The organism is Ktedonospora formicarum (assembly GCF_016587355.1).
Taxonomy (GTDB): Bacteria; Chloroflexota; Ktedonobacteria; order Ktedonobacterales; family Ktedonobacteraceae; genus Ktedonobacter; species Ktedonobacter formicarum.
This window is the reverse complement of record NZ_BNJF01000001.1, coordinates 2,267,466-2,281,158: the sequence shown is the minus strand read 5'-3', so window position 1 is coordinate 2,281,158 and position 13,693 is coordinate 2,267,466. Positions and strand designations below refer to the sequence as shown.

General features: G+C 53.3%; 10 protein-coding genes. 4 read left to right on the top strand and 6 right to left on the bottom strand.

All coding sequences use genetic code 11. The features are described from left to right. Nucleotides 1-185: 185 nt before the first annotated feature. The 5 genes from K3T82_RS09790 to K3T82_RS09770 all read right to left on the bottom strand — a co-directional run bounded on the left by K3T82_RS09790 (nt 186) and on the right by K3T82_RS09770 (nt 8,281). A complete protein-coding gene (locus tag K3T82_RS09790; protein WP_220193286.1) occupies nt 186-2,585 on the bottom strand; it encodes a 3-hydroxyacyl-CoA dehydrogenase/enoyl-CoA hydratase family protein in 2,400 nt (799 codons plus the stop codon). Between the two features lie 2 nt (nt 2,586-2,587). Then, the gene (locus K3T82_RS09785) at nt 2,588-3,784 is read right to left on the bottom strand and encodes a thiolase family protein (RefSeq protein WP_220193285.1); all 1,197 of its coding nucleotides are present in this window, start codon (nt 3,782-3,784) and stop codon (nt 2,588-2,590) included. A gap of 65 nt (nt 3,785-3,849) precedes the next feature. Next, nucleotides 3,850-4,272 (bottom strand): hotdog domain-containing protein, encoded by a 423-nt coding sequence (locus tag K3T82_RS09780; protein WP_220193284.1) that lies wholly within the window; start codon nt 4,270-4,272, stop codon nt 3,850-3,852. Between the two features lie 272 nt (nt 4,273-4,544). After that, on the bottom strand, nt 4,545-6,335 hold the full coding sequence (locus K3T82_RS09775) for an acyl-CoA dehydrogenase family protein (protein WP_220193283.1): 1,791 nt from the start codon (nt 6,333-6,335) through the stop codon (nt 4,545-4,547). 158 nt (nt 6,336-6,493) lie between these two features. Then, nucleotides 6,494-8,281, bottom strand: a complete 1,788-nt coding sequence (locus K3T82_RS09770) for a long-chain-fatty-acid--CoA ligase (protein WP_220193282.1) — start codon at nt 8,279-8,281, stop codon at nt 6,494-6,496. Nucleotides 8,282-8,511: 230 nt separating this feature from the next. Between K3T82_RS09770 and K3T82_RS09765 the strand changes: the two genes are divergently transcribed. From K3T82_RS09765 to K3T82_RS09750, 4 genes are all read left to right on the top strand, one after another. Further along, nucleotides 8,512-9,312 (top strand): MmyB family transcriptional regulator, encoded by an 801-nt coding sequence (locus K3T82_RS09765; RefSeq protein ID WP_220193281.1) that lies wholly within the window; start codon nt 8,512-8,514, stop codon nt 9,310-9,312. A 53-nt stretch (nt 9,313-9,365) separates the two neighbouring features. Continuing rightward, nucleotides 9,366-10,250: an alpha/beta fold hydrolase gene (locus K3T82_RS09760; RefSeq protein WP_220193280.1), complete on the top strand. Its 885-nt coding sequence runs from the start codon at nt 9,366-9,368 to the stop codon at nt 10,248-10,250. A 231-nt stretch (nt 10,251-10,481) separates the two neighbouring features. Beyond that, nucleotides 10,482-11,222 carry a sugar phosphate isomerase/epimerase family protein gene (locus K3T82_RS09755; RefSeq protein ID WP_220193279.1) on the top strand — a complete coding sequence of 247 codons (741 nt, stop codon included), beginning with the start codon at nt 10,482-10,484 and terminating at the stop codon, nt 11,220-11,222. 155 nt (nt 11,223-11,377) lie between these two features. Further along, the gene (locus K3T82_RS09750) at nt 11,378-12,664 is read left to right on the top strand and encodes a M48 family metallopeptidase (protein WP_220193278.1); all 1,287 of its coding nucleotides are present in this window, start codon (nt 11,378-11,380) and stop codon (nt 12,662-12,664) included. Here K3T82_RS09750 and K3T82_RS09745 read toward each other — a convergent pair. Further along, a complete protein-coding gene (locus tag K3T82_RS09745; RefSeq protein WP_220193277.1) occupies nt 12,553-13,623 on the bottom strand; it encodes an LLM class flavin-dependent oxidoreductase in 1,071 nt (356 codons plus the stop codon). The two genes, K3T82_RS09750 and K3T82_RS09745, sit on opposite strands and share 112 nt — an antisense overlap. Nucleotides 13,624-13,693 lie beyond the last annotated feature (70 nt).

The following is a 13,693-nucleotide window of genomic DNA, read 5'->3' as shown; positions in this document are numbered from 1 at the left end:
GACAATACAAATTAAGCGCCACCCACTACTCTGTGTAGTGGGTGGCGCTTAATTTGTGATCTCTGAGAAGCCTTAATGGGCATATGGAAGTGGATTTGAAGACCAGGGTTGGCGAAAGCTTGATGGAGGATTCGCTATAAGGTTTAATCCTCATAGTGCGTCCTCCATATGATAGATGCTGAGTTTTAGTTGCGGAGTGGTTTGCCAGTCATCAGGATTGCTTGCATGCGGTCCTGAGTCTTCTCCATGCCGCACAGGCTGAGGAAGGCTTCGCGCTCCAGGTCGAGAACTTGTTGCTCGCTCAGAGGCGCGAGTGGTGAGCAGTTGCCGCCTGTAAGCACACGTGCGAGATGGCGTGCGACCACGGCGTCATGCTCGCTGACTTTGCCAGTGAGCAACAGATTGTCTACCTGCTGTTCCAGGACGAGGCGCGCGCCAGGGCCAGGAAGGAGCATGTCCTGTGGTTTGGCTGGCTGCCATTGCCCATTAGCCTGGGCCTCGGCGAGCTTGATAGCGTCGGCTTTGGCGTCGCGTAGGAGCACGGCACGATTGACGCTCAGACGGTCTGTCTTGCGTAGGAAGCGTAACTCCTGGGCCTCGACCGCGCTGGTTGAGACGGTTGCCAGGGCAATAGTCTCGAAGGCCTTACGTGAAGGGGTGAAGGGGCCACCAGTCTTACCAGCCTTTTGGTGCTCGATGTCGGCACCCTGGCGCAATAGAAGCTCTTTGCAGCCTCCACCCGCTGGGATGACGCCCACTCCTACCTCGACGAGGCCGATATAGGACTCCGCCAACGCGCGTGTATGGTTGCAATGCATAATGATCTCACAACCACCACCAAGGGCACGACCAGTTGGAGCGGCTACAACTGGAATCGGGCTGTACTTGAGGCGCTGATTGGCTTGCTGGAGACCATTAATGGCGTTTTCAATCATGGCCCAGGCACCCTGCCTGGCGCCCATGAGAACGAGGAAGAGGTTTGCTCCAGCCGAGAAATCAGCCGCATCATTCCCCACGACCAGCGCGCGGAACTGTTTTGGTCCTTCCTCGACGGCGTAATGAATCATCTCGATGATGCCCTCATCAATCGAGTTCATCTTGGTATGGAATTCAAGACAGGCCACGCCGTCTCCCATGTCAATAAGCGTTGCTGACTCGTTCTTATGCACGGTTCGATTGGCTGACTTGAGTGCGGGAAGGGTGATGTTACCTGTGGGAACTGGGACTGGTTTGTAGATATTCTTCGTGAAATCAAAGTACTGGCGTTGACCTGCGCTATCAATATAGAAGGTTCCCTGTCCTTGCTCCCGTACGCGGCGTACCAGTTCGGGCAATTCTCGTCCCTCAAAGGTCTTCTCAAGAGTGGAGGGATTTTTGAGGAGCAGATCCCATACTTCGAAACTTCCCAGGTCGAAGTTAAAGCCCCAGCGCATAGCCTCGTCGACGGCAACGATATTGGAAGCAATATTGGGAGCCAGGGTCGCGGCATAGATTAGAGAGTCAGCGGTTGTCTCGCGCGCGAGCACGGAGGCGCGATCATCGCCATTGAGGATGGTCAAGATACGCTGATCTGGATCATCATAGTTGCGCGCGGCACCGATGGAGGGGTAGCGTACTTTCTCACTGGCGCTATACTCTAGCGTCTTCAGATTGAGAGCCAGGATGGTTGAGGGGCTACCAGGCTGCTTGACACGTTTATAGAAGCCCTGCCCGCTCTTCTCGCCCAGGCGTCCTTCGCTGACCATCTGGTGTACGACTTCAGGTACTTTGAAGGTCTCACGCCAGGGATCTTCAGGAGCATTCTGATAGAGGTTATCGGCGACATGGACCAGAGTATCGAGCCCTGAGAGGTCAGCGGTGCGGAAGACCGCGGACTTGGGGCGCCCCATCGAGGGGCCAAGTATGGTATCCACCTCGCCAACGGTATAGCCCTCATCTATGGCACGCTGGATGGTGGAGAGGAAGCCATACACACCTATGCGGTTGGCGATGAAGTTTGGCGTATCCTTACAAATGACGACTCCCTTGCCTAGCACTTCAGTACCAAACTGGCGCATAAATGGGAGCAGAGCCGGATTGGTGTCGGCTGTTGGCACAAGTTCAAGCAGTGGCATATAGCGTACCGGATTGAAGAAGTGGGTGATCAGGAAGTTCGCACGGAAACTAGGGCCGCGTCCCTCAATCAGCATATGAGCGGGTAGGCCAGAGGTATTTGAGCTGATGATGGTCTGTGGAGTGAGAATCTTCTCCAGGCGATCATAGAGCGCTTGTTTGATATCCAGGCGCTCCACAACGGCTTCAATGATCCAATCGACCTCCGCGAGAGCCTGCAAATTGTCCTCAATATTTCCAATGGTCACAAGTTGAGCGCTTCGCTTGGTATAGAAGGCGGCAGGCTTGGACTTGAGCGCTTTTTCCAGGCCAGTGCGTGCGACAACGTCTCGATCCTTCGTTTCGTCGGGAGGAACGATGTCGAGGAGCAGGCTGGGAATGCCGACGTTGGCAAGGTGGGCGGCGATGGCTGCGCCCATTACGCCAGCACCGATCACGCCCACTTTGCGAATCTGGTATTGCGTAGTAGTCATAGCTATGAGATCCTCTCGATCACGGTGGCTACGCCCTGTCCACCACCTACGCAGAGCGTGGCAATGCCCAATGTCTTGTCCAGAGTTTGCAGGTCATTGACGAGTGTGGCAATCAAGCGAGCACCACTACAGCCCAGAGGGTGTCCAAGCGCGATAGCGCCTCCATGCGGGTTGAGCTTCTCTTCGTCTAATCCAAGCTCTCGTACAACTGCTAGGCTTTGGGCGGCGAAGGCTTCGTTGAGCTCAATCACATCGATATCGCTTAGCTGAAGGTTCGTGCGTTCCAGGGCTTTACGAACAGCAGAGACAGGGCCAATGCCCATAATATCGGGGCGCACGCCAGAGACAGCCATTGTGCGCACACGTGCCAGGGGCGTAATGCCAAGCTCGCGCGCTTTTTCCGCCGACATCAGGACCACAGCGGACGCGCCATCATTCAGAGGACTGGAATTGCCAGCAGTGACGCTGCCACCTTTAATAAAGGCTGGTTCCAGGCTCGCGAGGCGCTCAAGGGAGGTGTCGCGGCGTGGCCCTTCATCAATTTCCATGACGCGCCCGTCTGGCAGGGGAACTGGCACGATCTCGCGCTTGAAAATACCCTTGTCAGTCGCGGCGATGGCGCGCTGGTGGCTCCTAAAAGCGAAAGCGTCTTGCGCTTCGCGGCTGATGTCGTGCAGGCGTGCCAGATTCTCTGCGGTCAGGCCCATGGGGATATAGCTTGAATGGGCATATTCAAGCTCGCAAGGTGGGAGATAGGATTCAGATTTCTCCCCCTCGCGAAGTTGGATGAGGCGGGGGTTAAAGCTAGGATTAAAGCCACCCATCGGTACGCGAGACATATTCTCAACTCCACCCGCGATGATGGCATCTCCCAGGCCAAGCATGATGCTCTGTGCGGCCATGTTGACTGCCTGCAAACTGGAGGCACAGAAGCGGTTTACCGTAACGCCGCCAGCGGTTTCAGGTAGTCCCGCCAGCGCCCCAACAAGGCGAGCCAGGTTCATACCCTGTTCTCCTTCAGGGAAGGCACAGCCAAGAATGACATCTTCGATGAGTGAGCGATCCAGATTGGGAACTCGCTCGACAGCGGCCTGTACCGCCAGGGCGGCCAGGTCATCGGCGCGCACATCTTTGAGTACGCCTTTATTCGCTCGTCCGATCGGAGTACGGACTGCACTGACGATTACAGCTTCAGCCATTAGTTTGCTCCTTCTGAAAGGTCTCTCAAGAGAGTGTGTATCAACATTGATATTTTGTAGTGTAATCAGTCTCCAGGTATCAAATCACTGACATCAGGTGTTTGTGTTCTTGGGGCTTCTTCGCGCACGATACCCTGGGTTTTGCCAATCAGCACAGGCTTGCCGTTCTGGTTAATACATGTAACACTTGAGTCCATGAGCAGGCGACCTGCCGTGCAGGAGAGATTAGTAATTGTTACCTCGCAACGGATAGTATCGCCAACATAGACTGGTCGCAGGAACTCAAAATTCATGGTACGCGCGATATAGTTCATTTCACCTCCCAGTTTGGTTGGAAGGGTTGCGGTGAGCAGGCCATGCACCATGATGCGTCCTCTGTTATCAGGGAGCAGGTGATGTGCTCCCTGGTCACCAGAGAGATGAGAAAAGTTGCGCACATCTTCTAGTGTAAAGGTGCGCTCCCAGGATTTCTTATCACCAATCTGCATAGTAAGCTCCAATTCCTAGTTCACATGTCTGCCGCCATAGGCGACAGGCAAGAGAATGGAAAAGTTTTCGATATCATGTCCAGGCTGATCCCGCTTCCCTGAGTCAAAAGCGAAACATCATAGTTGCGTTGAGAGGCGGAAATCTCGCTTTAGCACAAAGGTTGTTGCTTTTCCCACTTTGTCATGAAGTCTGGCAGGGAAAGGGAAAGGACGTGAGGGGGAGCATTCGTCCCCCCACATCCCATACAACCAGGAGCTAAGTAGGGTGTCTATTAGGAGTACAGGGGATATCCTTGTTTCTCAACAACGATGTTGGCTATCTCACGCTGAATGGCGACGCCGTTTAATGTGTAATCTCCAACATAAGCGCGAACACGTTCCAAAATTTTATTTACACGGTTCTCGTCAATGTATGACATGAGAAGTTGATCCAGGTTGGCGCGGATACGTGTGAAGGCCAGCCAGGTGGCTAATTGCGCCAGTTTGATATGTGTTGTGCTATCTGCATCGCCACGGCGTACGGCCTGAATGGCGCGAGCTTGCGCGCTATCAATGGCGTAGAGGTCGATAAGCAGGTTCGCAAGGTATTCAATGAACTCTTCTTCTTGCTCCAGGGCCTGCATATATTTCATGGCGACATTGACTGCCGCGTAAATGGTGGCGTCTTTGGCTCGCTCTAGCGCATTCACAGCTTCACGTAACTCAGCAGGGATATCCTCGCCTGCGCTATTGAGTGGCTGGTTGGTCTTGATGCGCTCCTCAACAGGCGGGAAGGCGGTCATTAAATTGACCTGCCCCTTCAGGGCGCGGCGGAAGAGCGTTCCCGATGCTACCAGGCGATTGATCTCGTTGGTGCCTTCGAAGATGCGCTGGATGCGCGCATCACGATATGCCTTCTCGATGGGATATTCTTTCATAAACCCATAGCCACCGAAGATTTGCACACCTTCATCAACGACCAAGGCCAGGACCTCGCTCCCGTGAACCTTCGCCAGTGAAGCCTCGATAGCGTAATCTTCAACAGCTTTAAAAATAGCCTCAGTATTCTCGCCAGCACTATGCTGTGCGTTAGCAATATTGGCAGCGGTGCGGAAGACTTCGCTCTCGGCGGCATAGGTTTCGGCGGCCATGCGCGCCAATTTTTTCTTAATCATGCCAAATTCATGCAGGAATTTGTTAAATGCTTTGCGCTCAGCTGTATAGGTCGCGGCGAGGTTAAGAGCGTTGCGCGCTCCACCAACTGTTCCCGCTCCTAGCTTGAGGCGACCGATATTGAGGATATTGAAAGCAATCTTATAGCCTTTGTTCAGCTCGCCGAGCAGATTGTCGACAGGTACTTTGACATCCTGTAGGATAAGCTGGCGTGTCGAGGAGCCCTTGATGCCCATTTTGTTCTCCTCTGGGCCAGTCGTAACGCCGGGCCATGTGGCCTCGACAATAAAGGCGGAAGGGCGCTCATTGCCGATACGCGCGAAGACCACGAAGACATCGGCGAAGCCTGCGTTCGAGATCCATTGTTTGGTGCCATTGAGGATATAGAACTTGCCATCCTCAGAAAGTTCGGCGCGTGTGCTCAGACCCATCGCGTCCGAGCCGACGCCCGGTTCGGTCAGGGCATAGGCCGCGATCCATTCGCCGGTTGCCAGTTTGGGGAGATAGGCTTGCTTCTGTTCTTCGGTACCATAATAGACGATGGGGAGCGTACCGATAGTTGTATGTGCCCCATAGGCTACGCTGAATGAGGCTTCCTTCTGCTGCGCGGCGACCAGCACGCTTGTCAGTAATCCAAGTTCCGCACCACCGTAGGCCTCGGGAATCTCAATCATCAGAAGACCTTGCTCACCAGCTTTCTTAAGGAGAGAGGGCATGATCCCTTTTTCCTGGCTCTCGATGGCATCAAGGTTGGGGAGGACTTCTCGCTCCACAAAGGTTTTGCTGGATTCCTCGAACATGCGCTGGTCTTCGTCTCGTTGCTCCGGGGTAAATATCTTGTTCGCACTCTCGCTTACATGAGTAGTTAAGAATGCGGTTCCCGCTTCAGTTGGTTTGAGTGTCGTAGACATAGATGTGCTTATCTCCTTTGGCTATAAAATGTATGATGCATCTCTGCGATTGTCTTCTTTGACCAAGTATTCGTGCTCTACGAAAACCACTATCACGGCTGTGACCAGCGCTGGCCCTCATATGGTGGCATGGAGCGCTCTGATTTTCGTAGAAGGAGTTATGCCTGTTTTTCTATGCGTAGTTCACGGCGCAAAACCTTGCCTACAAGTGACTTGGGCAAGCTCTCACGAAATTCAACAACCTTGGGTACTTTATAGGCGGCCATCTCCTTCTTACAAAAGGCGATGATTTCATTACGAGTTGTTTCTGATGGCTCGAAGCCTGGCTTAAGGACGACGAATGCTCCAACCGTCTCACCACGATATTCGTGAGGAACACCAATTACGGCTGCCTCCGCGACTGATGGATGCTGATAGAGGATCTCTTCTACTTCGCGTGGGTAGACGTTGAAACCACTGGCAAGGATCAGATCCTTGGCGCGGTCGACAACATAGAAGAAGCCATCGGTGTCCATTTTGCCGATGTCTCCAGTTCGCATCCAGCCATCGTGAAAAATGGCTTTGGTCTCATCTTCACGTTCCCAGTAGCCCTGCATGATATTTGGACCCTTCACCACAAGTTCGCCTATCTCGCCAGCAGGGAGTAGCTCGCCAGTGGCAGGGCTGAGAATAGCAGCGACGACATTGGGCAAGGGGAGGCCGATACTTCCATTGCGGCAGGCCTCGGTAAGTGGATTGCAATGTGTAACCGGAGCGGCTTCGCTCAGGCCATAGCCTTCGACAAGTTTCCCGCCTGTCGCTGCCTCAAAGTCGGCCTGCACTTTAGCGGGTAGAGGTGCGGCCCCACTGATACATGACTTGATTGAGTTTAAATGGTGTTTGTTCTTGCCCACCGCGCGCAGGATGGCAATATACATTGTTGGGATACCTGGTAAGAGGGTTGGATGAGTGCGTCGAATAGTATCCACAACCTCTTCTACCTTGAAACGTGGGACCAGAATCATTGTAGCCGCTATTAAGATAGAGAGGTTCATGCCAACTGTCAGCCCATAAGCATGGAAGAAAGGCGCTACGCAGAGAGTTACTTCCTTAGCTTCGCGAGCCTTTGGTGTCCAGTGGCGCGTTTGTAGCGCGTTGGCGTATAGATTGCGGTGCGTGAGCATGGCCCCCTTTGAGAGTCCGGTTGTGCCACCTGTGTATTGTAGGACAGCCAGGTCATCTCCTTTTGCCGGTGACGGGAGATGAAAGATCTCAATTCCCCCTCCGCTTGAGCGTGACTCTAACATAGTTTGCATATCATGTAGGGTTGGATCGTCGCGCCGCTCCTTCTCTGTAAGCGGAGGAATTGATTTTTGTGCCTTCCGTTGACTGAGTGGGTAGAGTGTACGTAGGACTGGTGGTAGATATACGGCTGGATTCGTCAAGATGATATGTTCGAGCGCTGTATCCTTGCGTGCCTCACGCATGACAGGATAGTAGTCATCTAACATGATCATGACGCGTGCTCCGGAATCTGCCATCTGGTGGTGCATTTCATGCGCGGTATAGAGAGGATTAGTTGGAACCACTACCGCGCCCGCGCGTAGCGTGCCAAAGAAAGCTATAAGGAACTGAGGAATATTTGGTAGTGCGATTGCGACTCGGTCTCCTGGGGCAATGCCCAGCCGTTGCAGGCCGATTGCGAAGCGATTTGCCAGGCTGGATAACTGAGCATAGGTCATCTTGGCGCCAAAGTAGCTGGTAGCGTATGCGCCTGGATGACTGCTTGCTGTTGTGTCGAGCAACGATACCAGGGAGCGATCCGGAATATCAAGAAGATCGGGAACTCCCTCTTCATAGGAGCGCAACCAGGGGCGCGTCTGAAGAAGTTCTTCACGTCTATCGTCGACAGAAGTAAGTGTGCGTGGTTGCGCTGGAGTGTTGTTGTTCAATGATGGGTCAGACATTCTGTATAAGCTCCTCTCCATAGGGGTACTCTATGAGTATCCATAGCGACCACACTGTCGCAATAGCAAGCAACAACAGCCCATTTCTTTTATTATATGGCGCATATCTTGTAATAGCTATGTTGCCAGCTAACATAATTTGCGAGATAATGATATGTAGCTAACGAAAAAGGCGGTCGCACCTGGACTGCATCTTAATGAGTAGAAAAAAGTCATAAGAGGGCAGAGGAATGAAGTCAGGTCAGTCAATGGAGTTCCCACAACTGATTGCGCAATTTCGCCACAAGCGGGGCATGTCGCAGGGCCAGCTTGCTCAGGCAACGCGCCTCTCCCGTACATATATCTATCACCTGGAAACTGGTCAGAGAGCTAATCCATCGCCTCATGTTGTCCAATTGCTGGCGAAGGCTTTTGAACTGATGGGTGATGAGAAGCAAGAGCTGTATGGGGCGTATACGCGCCTGACAGGGCACTATATTACGCAAGATTCTGACGAGAGCACATTGTTGGATCTGGGTGATTTGGCAAGCCTGCTTGTTCATAACACATCTTATCCCGCGCACGCACTTAGCAAGCTCTGGTATCTGCATTCCTGGAACGAAGCCTCGCTCCAACTTTTTGAGATCTTTGATGAGCGTGCCTTCCAGAAGGATCTGCACTTGCTGCGAGATTTCGTGTTTGATCCACAGATGCGTCAGCGCTTGCATGGCTGGGAGAATCTGGCACGCCGGTTGGTCAGCGACTTTCAATATAATGCAAGCACCAGCACGCATCTCCCCGAATATAAAGCGTTACGCAAAGAATTGCGCTCGCTCTCAGAGTATCGGCGTATCGCCAATTCTATCTACTCGCAGGGGAAGCCTGCTCCCTCGTTTGTATTTCAGGTGCAGCATAGCACGCTGGGGAGGTTGACTTTGCGTACAGCGACAACTGTGTTTAGCGGGATGACCAGCTATTCGATGGTAAGTTATGTGCCTGGAGATCAGCAGACTTTGCGCATCTATCGTGAGCAAGGGTGGCAACCGGAATAAGTCGATGGAATAAGCGTTGTTCAAGAGACTATGTTTAGAGAGGAAGACGCAACATGCCAACCATGAGCATCCAGAACGCAGACCTCTTCTATAAAGAGCAGGGAAGTGGCTCACCTATTTTACTTATCCATTCCACCGGCGCGAATGCCGATATGTGGGGGAGTGCCTTTGAGAGCCTGGCAACGCGCAATCGTGTCATCGCCTATGATCGTCGAGGCTTCAGCCGTTCTGCGCAGCTATCTTTGGGTGATCTGCACCAGCATGCCGAGGATGTTGCTGCGCTTCTGCGACATCTCCATGCTACGCCTGCTACGCTTGTTGGAAGCGATACGGGAGGTGTTATCGCCCTCGATGTTGCTGTTCACCATCCCGAACTGGTTGCCGCAGTTGTGCTTTGCGAGGTAAACCTGCATTTGCGTAAACAACAGGCGATCAGTGGCTTCTTTGAGCGCGCTCGCCTGCGCTATCTGAATAGGGCTAAGGGGGCGCGTGCAGCGGCTGAAGCTTATTATATGCATACACTTGAGGAGAAATCGGGTGAGAGCGGCTTTGAGCGGCTTGCGAAGGAGTGGCGTGAGGCGCTGCTTGCTAATGCTGAAGCCAGCCTGCGCGAGATCGAGGCGGGAACTGGCGAGCACCTGACAACGCAGCAGATTGCGGGTATCAGCCAGCCAGTGACCTGTCTGGTCAGTACTCGTAGCCATCCATTTTACAGAGAGGTCGCGCAGCAACTCGCCCGCGAGTTACCGAAGATGCGGAGCAAGATTGTGACGGCTACGGGACACTATATGCATCTGGATCAGCCCAGTCAGTTTGTGCATGAGATCGCGGAGGCTTTGCCAGGCCAGTTCAAGCGTGCTGATATAGATAGCTATGAGCAACGCGCTCGTCAGAACCATCGCTCCGTGAAGGCTTCTTCTGTGCCGAAGCCACGCTAGCTATGGGCGAAGATTCCAGGGTCGCAATTTCGCATAGGTTAAGAGGGCGGACAGGTGGTATACTTTAGGGTATGCTTTGACAAGTATACCCTAGCGCCGCCAGAGCGGCGGCTAGCTACGTTCAGGTACATGTGCAATATGCATGCCATATGTGGCTAACGGTGACGAAGGAGTTACCAGGAACGGCGACTTCCTCTTATCCGTGACTATTTATAAGGGGGAAAACGAACTATGCAGATTGGACTTCAGCTTTATACTGTGCGTGATCAGACGGCGCAGGATTTTAAAGGAACAATCAGAGAAGTAGCACGGATCGGCTATCAAGGTGTCGAGTTCGCAGGCTATGGTGGCCTCTCCGCAGAAGAGCTAAACGAACTCCTGAAGGAGACCGGCCTCAAGGCCCTGGGTAGCCATGTCAGCTATCAGGCTTTACAGGCTGACAGCGCGAAGGAGATCGAGTACTGTCGCCAGATTGGTTGCCCTTATCTGGTCATTCCCTACATGTCGCTGGAAGAGTTGAATGATGTCGAACTGCTACGCACATTCATCGCGAACGTGAACGAGTATAGTAAGCAGTGTAAGGATGCAGGCATTACTCTCTGCTACCATAATCACAGCCATGAGTTTGAAAAGCTGAATGGTTCACACCTGCTGGACCTCATAGCTGAGGGGACCGATGCCTCACTCGTCAAGCTAGAAGTTGATACCTATTGGGTAACGTATGCGGGTCTTGACCCGGTTGCTTATCTGCGCCAGTATACAGGTCGTGTGCCCTTGATTCACCTCAAGGATATGACGACTGAGCGCACCTTCACCGAGGTTGGTGACGGCACAATCGATATTGCCAGTATTGTCTCGACTGGTAACGAGATTGGTGTAGAGTGGGGTATTGTCGAGAATGATGCTCCAGCCATTCCATCGTTGGACAGTGCCCGCCGCTCATTCGCCAACTTACAGAAGTTAGCGGTATAATAGGCGATAGAAATACTATATGTTGTCTGCGGAGAGAGGGGAAAAGAGGGTTGTAAGACCTGATAGGAGCAATCGCTCCTCCCCCCTCTGGTGAAGATGAGAGTAGGATAACGCATATACGCGGTAAGCTTGGTGTGGTAGGAGAGAACGGTTGTATGGAGATCGACAAGGTACGGCAAAAGAAAGCTCGCGAATACGCACGTAAACGGCGACAGGTCACATTCCTCGACATGGGCATTGTGGCGCTAAGCCTAGTCATTATCCTGCTCACAGGCTGGGATAAGGGCATACGTGATCTTGTTCGCGAAAGTACACAGGTTGGTTGGCTAGCCCACTACCTCCCCTTCCTTCAGTGGCAGCCCTTGGCAGGCTGGTACCCTTGGCAGACCTTATTGTACTTTCTGTTGCTGATAATTGGGTATCAGCTTATTACTATGCCTGCGCAGGTGTATGGTGGATTTGTCCTGCCGAGGCGCTATGGCATCTCGATCCAGACCTTAAGCGCGTGGCTGAGTGATCTGGGGAAGAACTTCGTACTTAGCCTGGCTCTGGAGGCAGTCGCGGTCTCGCTTGTCTATGCCTTACTGGCCGTACAGCCGCAATGGTGGTGGCTCTGGACGGCTCTGGTGATGCTTTTCTTCTCAGTTGTAATGGCGAATCTCGCTCCTGTACTTATCTTTCCTCTTTTCTATAAGTTTAAGCCACTCCCAGAAGGTGAATTGACTGAGCGGCTGATGAAGCTTGCCGCGAGTGCTGACACGCGTGTTCAGGGCGTCTTCACCATGCAGATGAGTCATAAGACCACGGCGACCAATGCCGTTCTGATGGGCTTAGGGAATACTCGCCGCATCGTGCTTGGTGACACCATGACGGACAGATATTCCGAGGATGAGATAGAGGTTGTACTGGCGCATGAGCTAGGCCATCACGTCCATCGTGATATATGGAAGATGATTTTTAGTCAGGCTGTCCTGACGCTGGGTGGGTTGGGACTTGCCAACCTGGCTCTCCACCAGGCGGTCGAAGGGCAGGGGCGCTACCAGGCTCTCACGGACCCGGCAACGCTGCCCTTTCTCCTGCTACTCACGGCCTTTTTTAGTCTGATAGTTATGCCCATCGGTAACGTTTATAGCCGCCATATGGAATTTCAGGCCGATGAGTACGCGCTTCAGATCACACAGAAAATAGATGCCTTCAAGAGCGCGATGCGGCGGCTCGCCAACCAGAATCTTGCCGATATTTCGCCCTCACCACTGATCGAGTTTCTCTTCCATTCACATCCCTCGGTCAGGCGTAGATTACAACACGCGGATGACTTCGCGGAGAGGCGCTACTCCTCGCTCAAGGCATCCCTTAACATGCCCAGGAGGGTCGCTGTCTCATCAACCGAGCCGCCCGGCATGGTCAATAATGGTTCATCCACACCCAGATCGGCCCACTGATCGAGGCGGGAAACTACCTCGCGTGGCGTTCCAACGATGGAGACGGCGTCGAGCATGCGCGGGCTTACCGCTTCGATAGCCGTCTTCATCCCCTTCTGCCAGCCTGCGATCACCGCTTGTACATCCTCCTCATAACCATTCCGCGAGAGCATCTGTGCATAGTAGACGCCCATCTTGCCAATGTAGTATGCCAGAGGAGAGGCGGCAGCGGCACGCGCGGCCCGAATTTGTTGCTCGCTGGCTCCTTCTGGTAGGAGCGCGGTCGTAATGTAGGGTGCGATGGCTACACTGTGGGGTCGGCGACCAGCCTGAACCGAGCTTGTATCAAGTTGGGTGCGCATCTCCTCCAAGCGATTGGCGGGCCAGTAGACCGGGAGTATACCGTCGGCGATCTCGCCCGTCTGGAGAACGTTCTTTGGTCCCATGGCTGCTATATAGATCGGGATATCGGAGCGTAGAGGGGTGAAGCGTAGTTTAAACCCGCGCTCAAGTTGGAAGAACTCGCCATTGTAGACGAGCTTGTCGCCTCGCAGGATCATGCGAATTATGTCAACATATTCGCGGGTGCGCTTGAGTGGCTTCTCAAACTTAACACCATGCCAATCCTCAATCACGTTCGCGCCTGAAGGTCCAAGCCCCAGCAGAACGCGCCCGCCAGAGCGCTCGTCAAGGGTCGCAGCGGTGCTGGCGATTAGCGCGGGAGTGCGCGAGTAGATATTGGCGATGCCCGCTCCTACCTTGATACGCTTTGTCGCGCGCAAGAGATCACCCATAGAGGTAAAGAGTTCATAACCCCAGGATTCGCCCAGCCAGACCGAGCCGAAGCCTAGCTCGTCGGCGATCCGTACTTTCTCAACAATATCGTTCCAGGCTCCTGGGAAGTTAGGAGAGTCGGCCACAATGCCGATACGCGAGCGGTACGCTCTCCGAGATGTCGCTGAAGTGAGTTGGTCAGACATAGCTCGCACGTCTATCCTTTCACAATAGGGAAATAATTCGTATAAAAGTTGAGCAATTGTGTGTATCTAC

Excerpts from the sequence above, each read along its gene's own strand:
- K3T82_RS09760 (WP_220193280.1), top strand. The coding sequence starts at position 9,366 with ATGCCAACCATGAGCATCCAGAACGCAGACCTCTTCTATAAAGAGCAG.
- K3T82_RS09750 (WP_220193278.1), top strand. The coding sequence starts at position 11,378 with ATGGAGATCGACAAGGTACGGCAAAAGAAAGCTCGCGAATACGCACGT.
- K3T82_RS09765 (WP_220193281.1), top strand. The coding sequence starts at position 8,512 with ATGAAGTCAGGTCAGTCAATGGAGTTCCCACAACTGATTGCGCAATTT.
- K3T82_RS09745 (WP_220193277.1), bottom strand. The coding sequence starts at position 13,623 with ATGTCTGACCAACTCACTTCAGCGACATCTCGGAGAGCGTACCGCTCG.
- K3T82_RS09780 (WP_220193284.1), bottom strand. The coding sequence starts at position 4,272 with ATGCAGATTGGTGATAAGAAATCCTGGGAGCGCACCTTTACACTAGAA.
- K3T82_RS09755 (WP_220193279.1), top strand. The coding sequence starts at position 10,482 with ATGCAGATTGGACTTCAGCTTTATACTGTGCGTGATCAGACGGCGCAG.
- K3T82_RS09790 (WP_220193286.1), bottom strand. The coding sequence starts at position 2,585 with ATGACTACTACGCAATACCAGATTCGCAAAGTGGGCGTGATCGGTGCT.
- K3T82_RS09770 (WP_220193282.1), bottom strand. The coding sequence starts at position 8,281 with ATGTCTGACCCATCATTGAACAACAACACTCCAGCGCAACCACGCACA.
- K3T82_RS09775 (WP_220193283.1), bottom strand. The coding sequence starts at position 6,335 with ATGTCTACGACACTCAAACCAACTGAAGCGGGAACCGCATTCTTAACT.
- K3T82_RS09785 (WP_220193285.1), bottom strand. The coding sequence starts at position 3,784 with ATGGCTGAAGCTGTAATCGTCAGTGCAGTCCGTACTCCGATCGGACGA.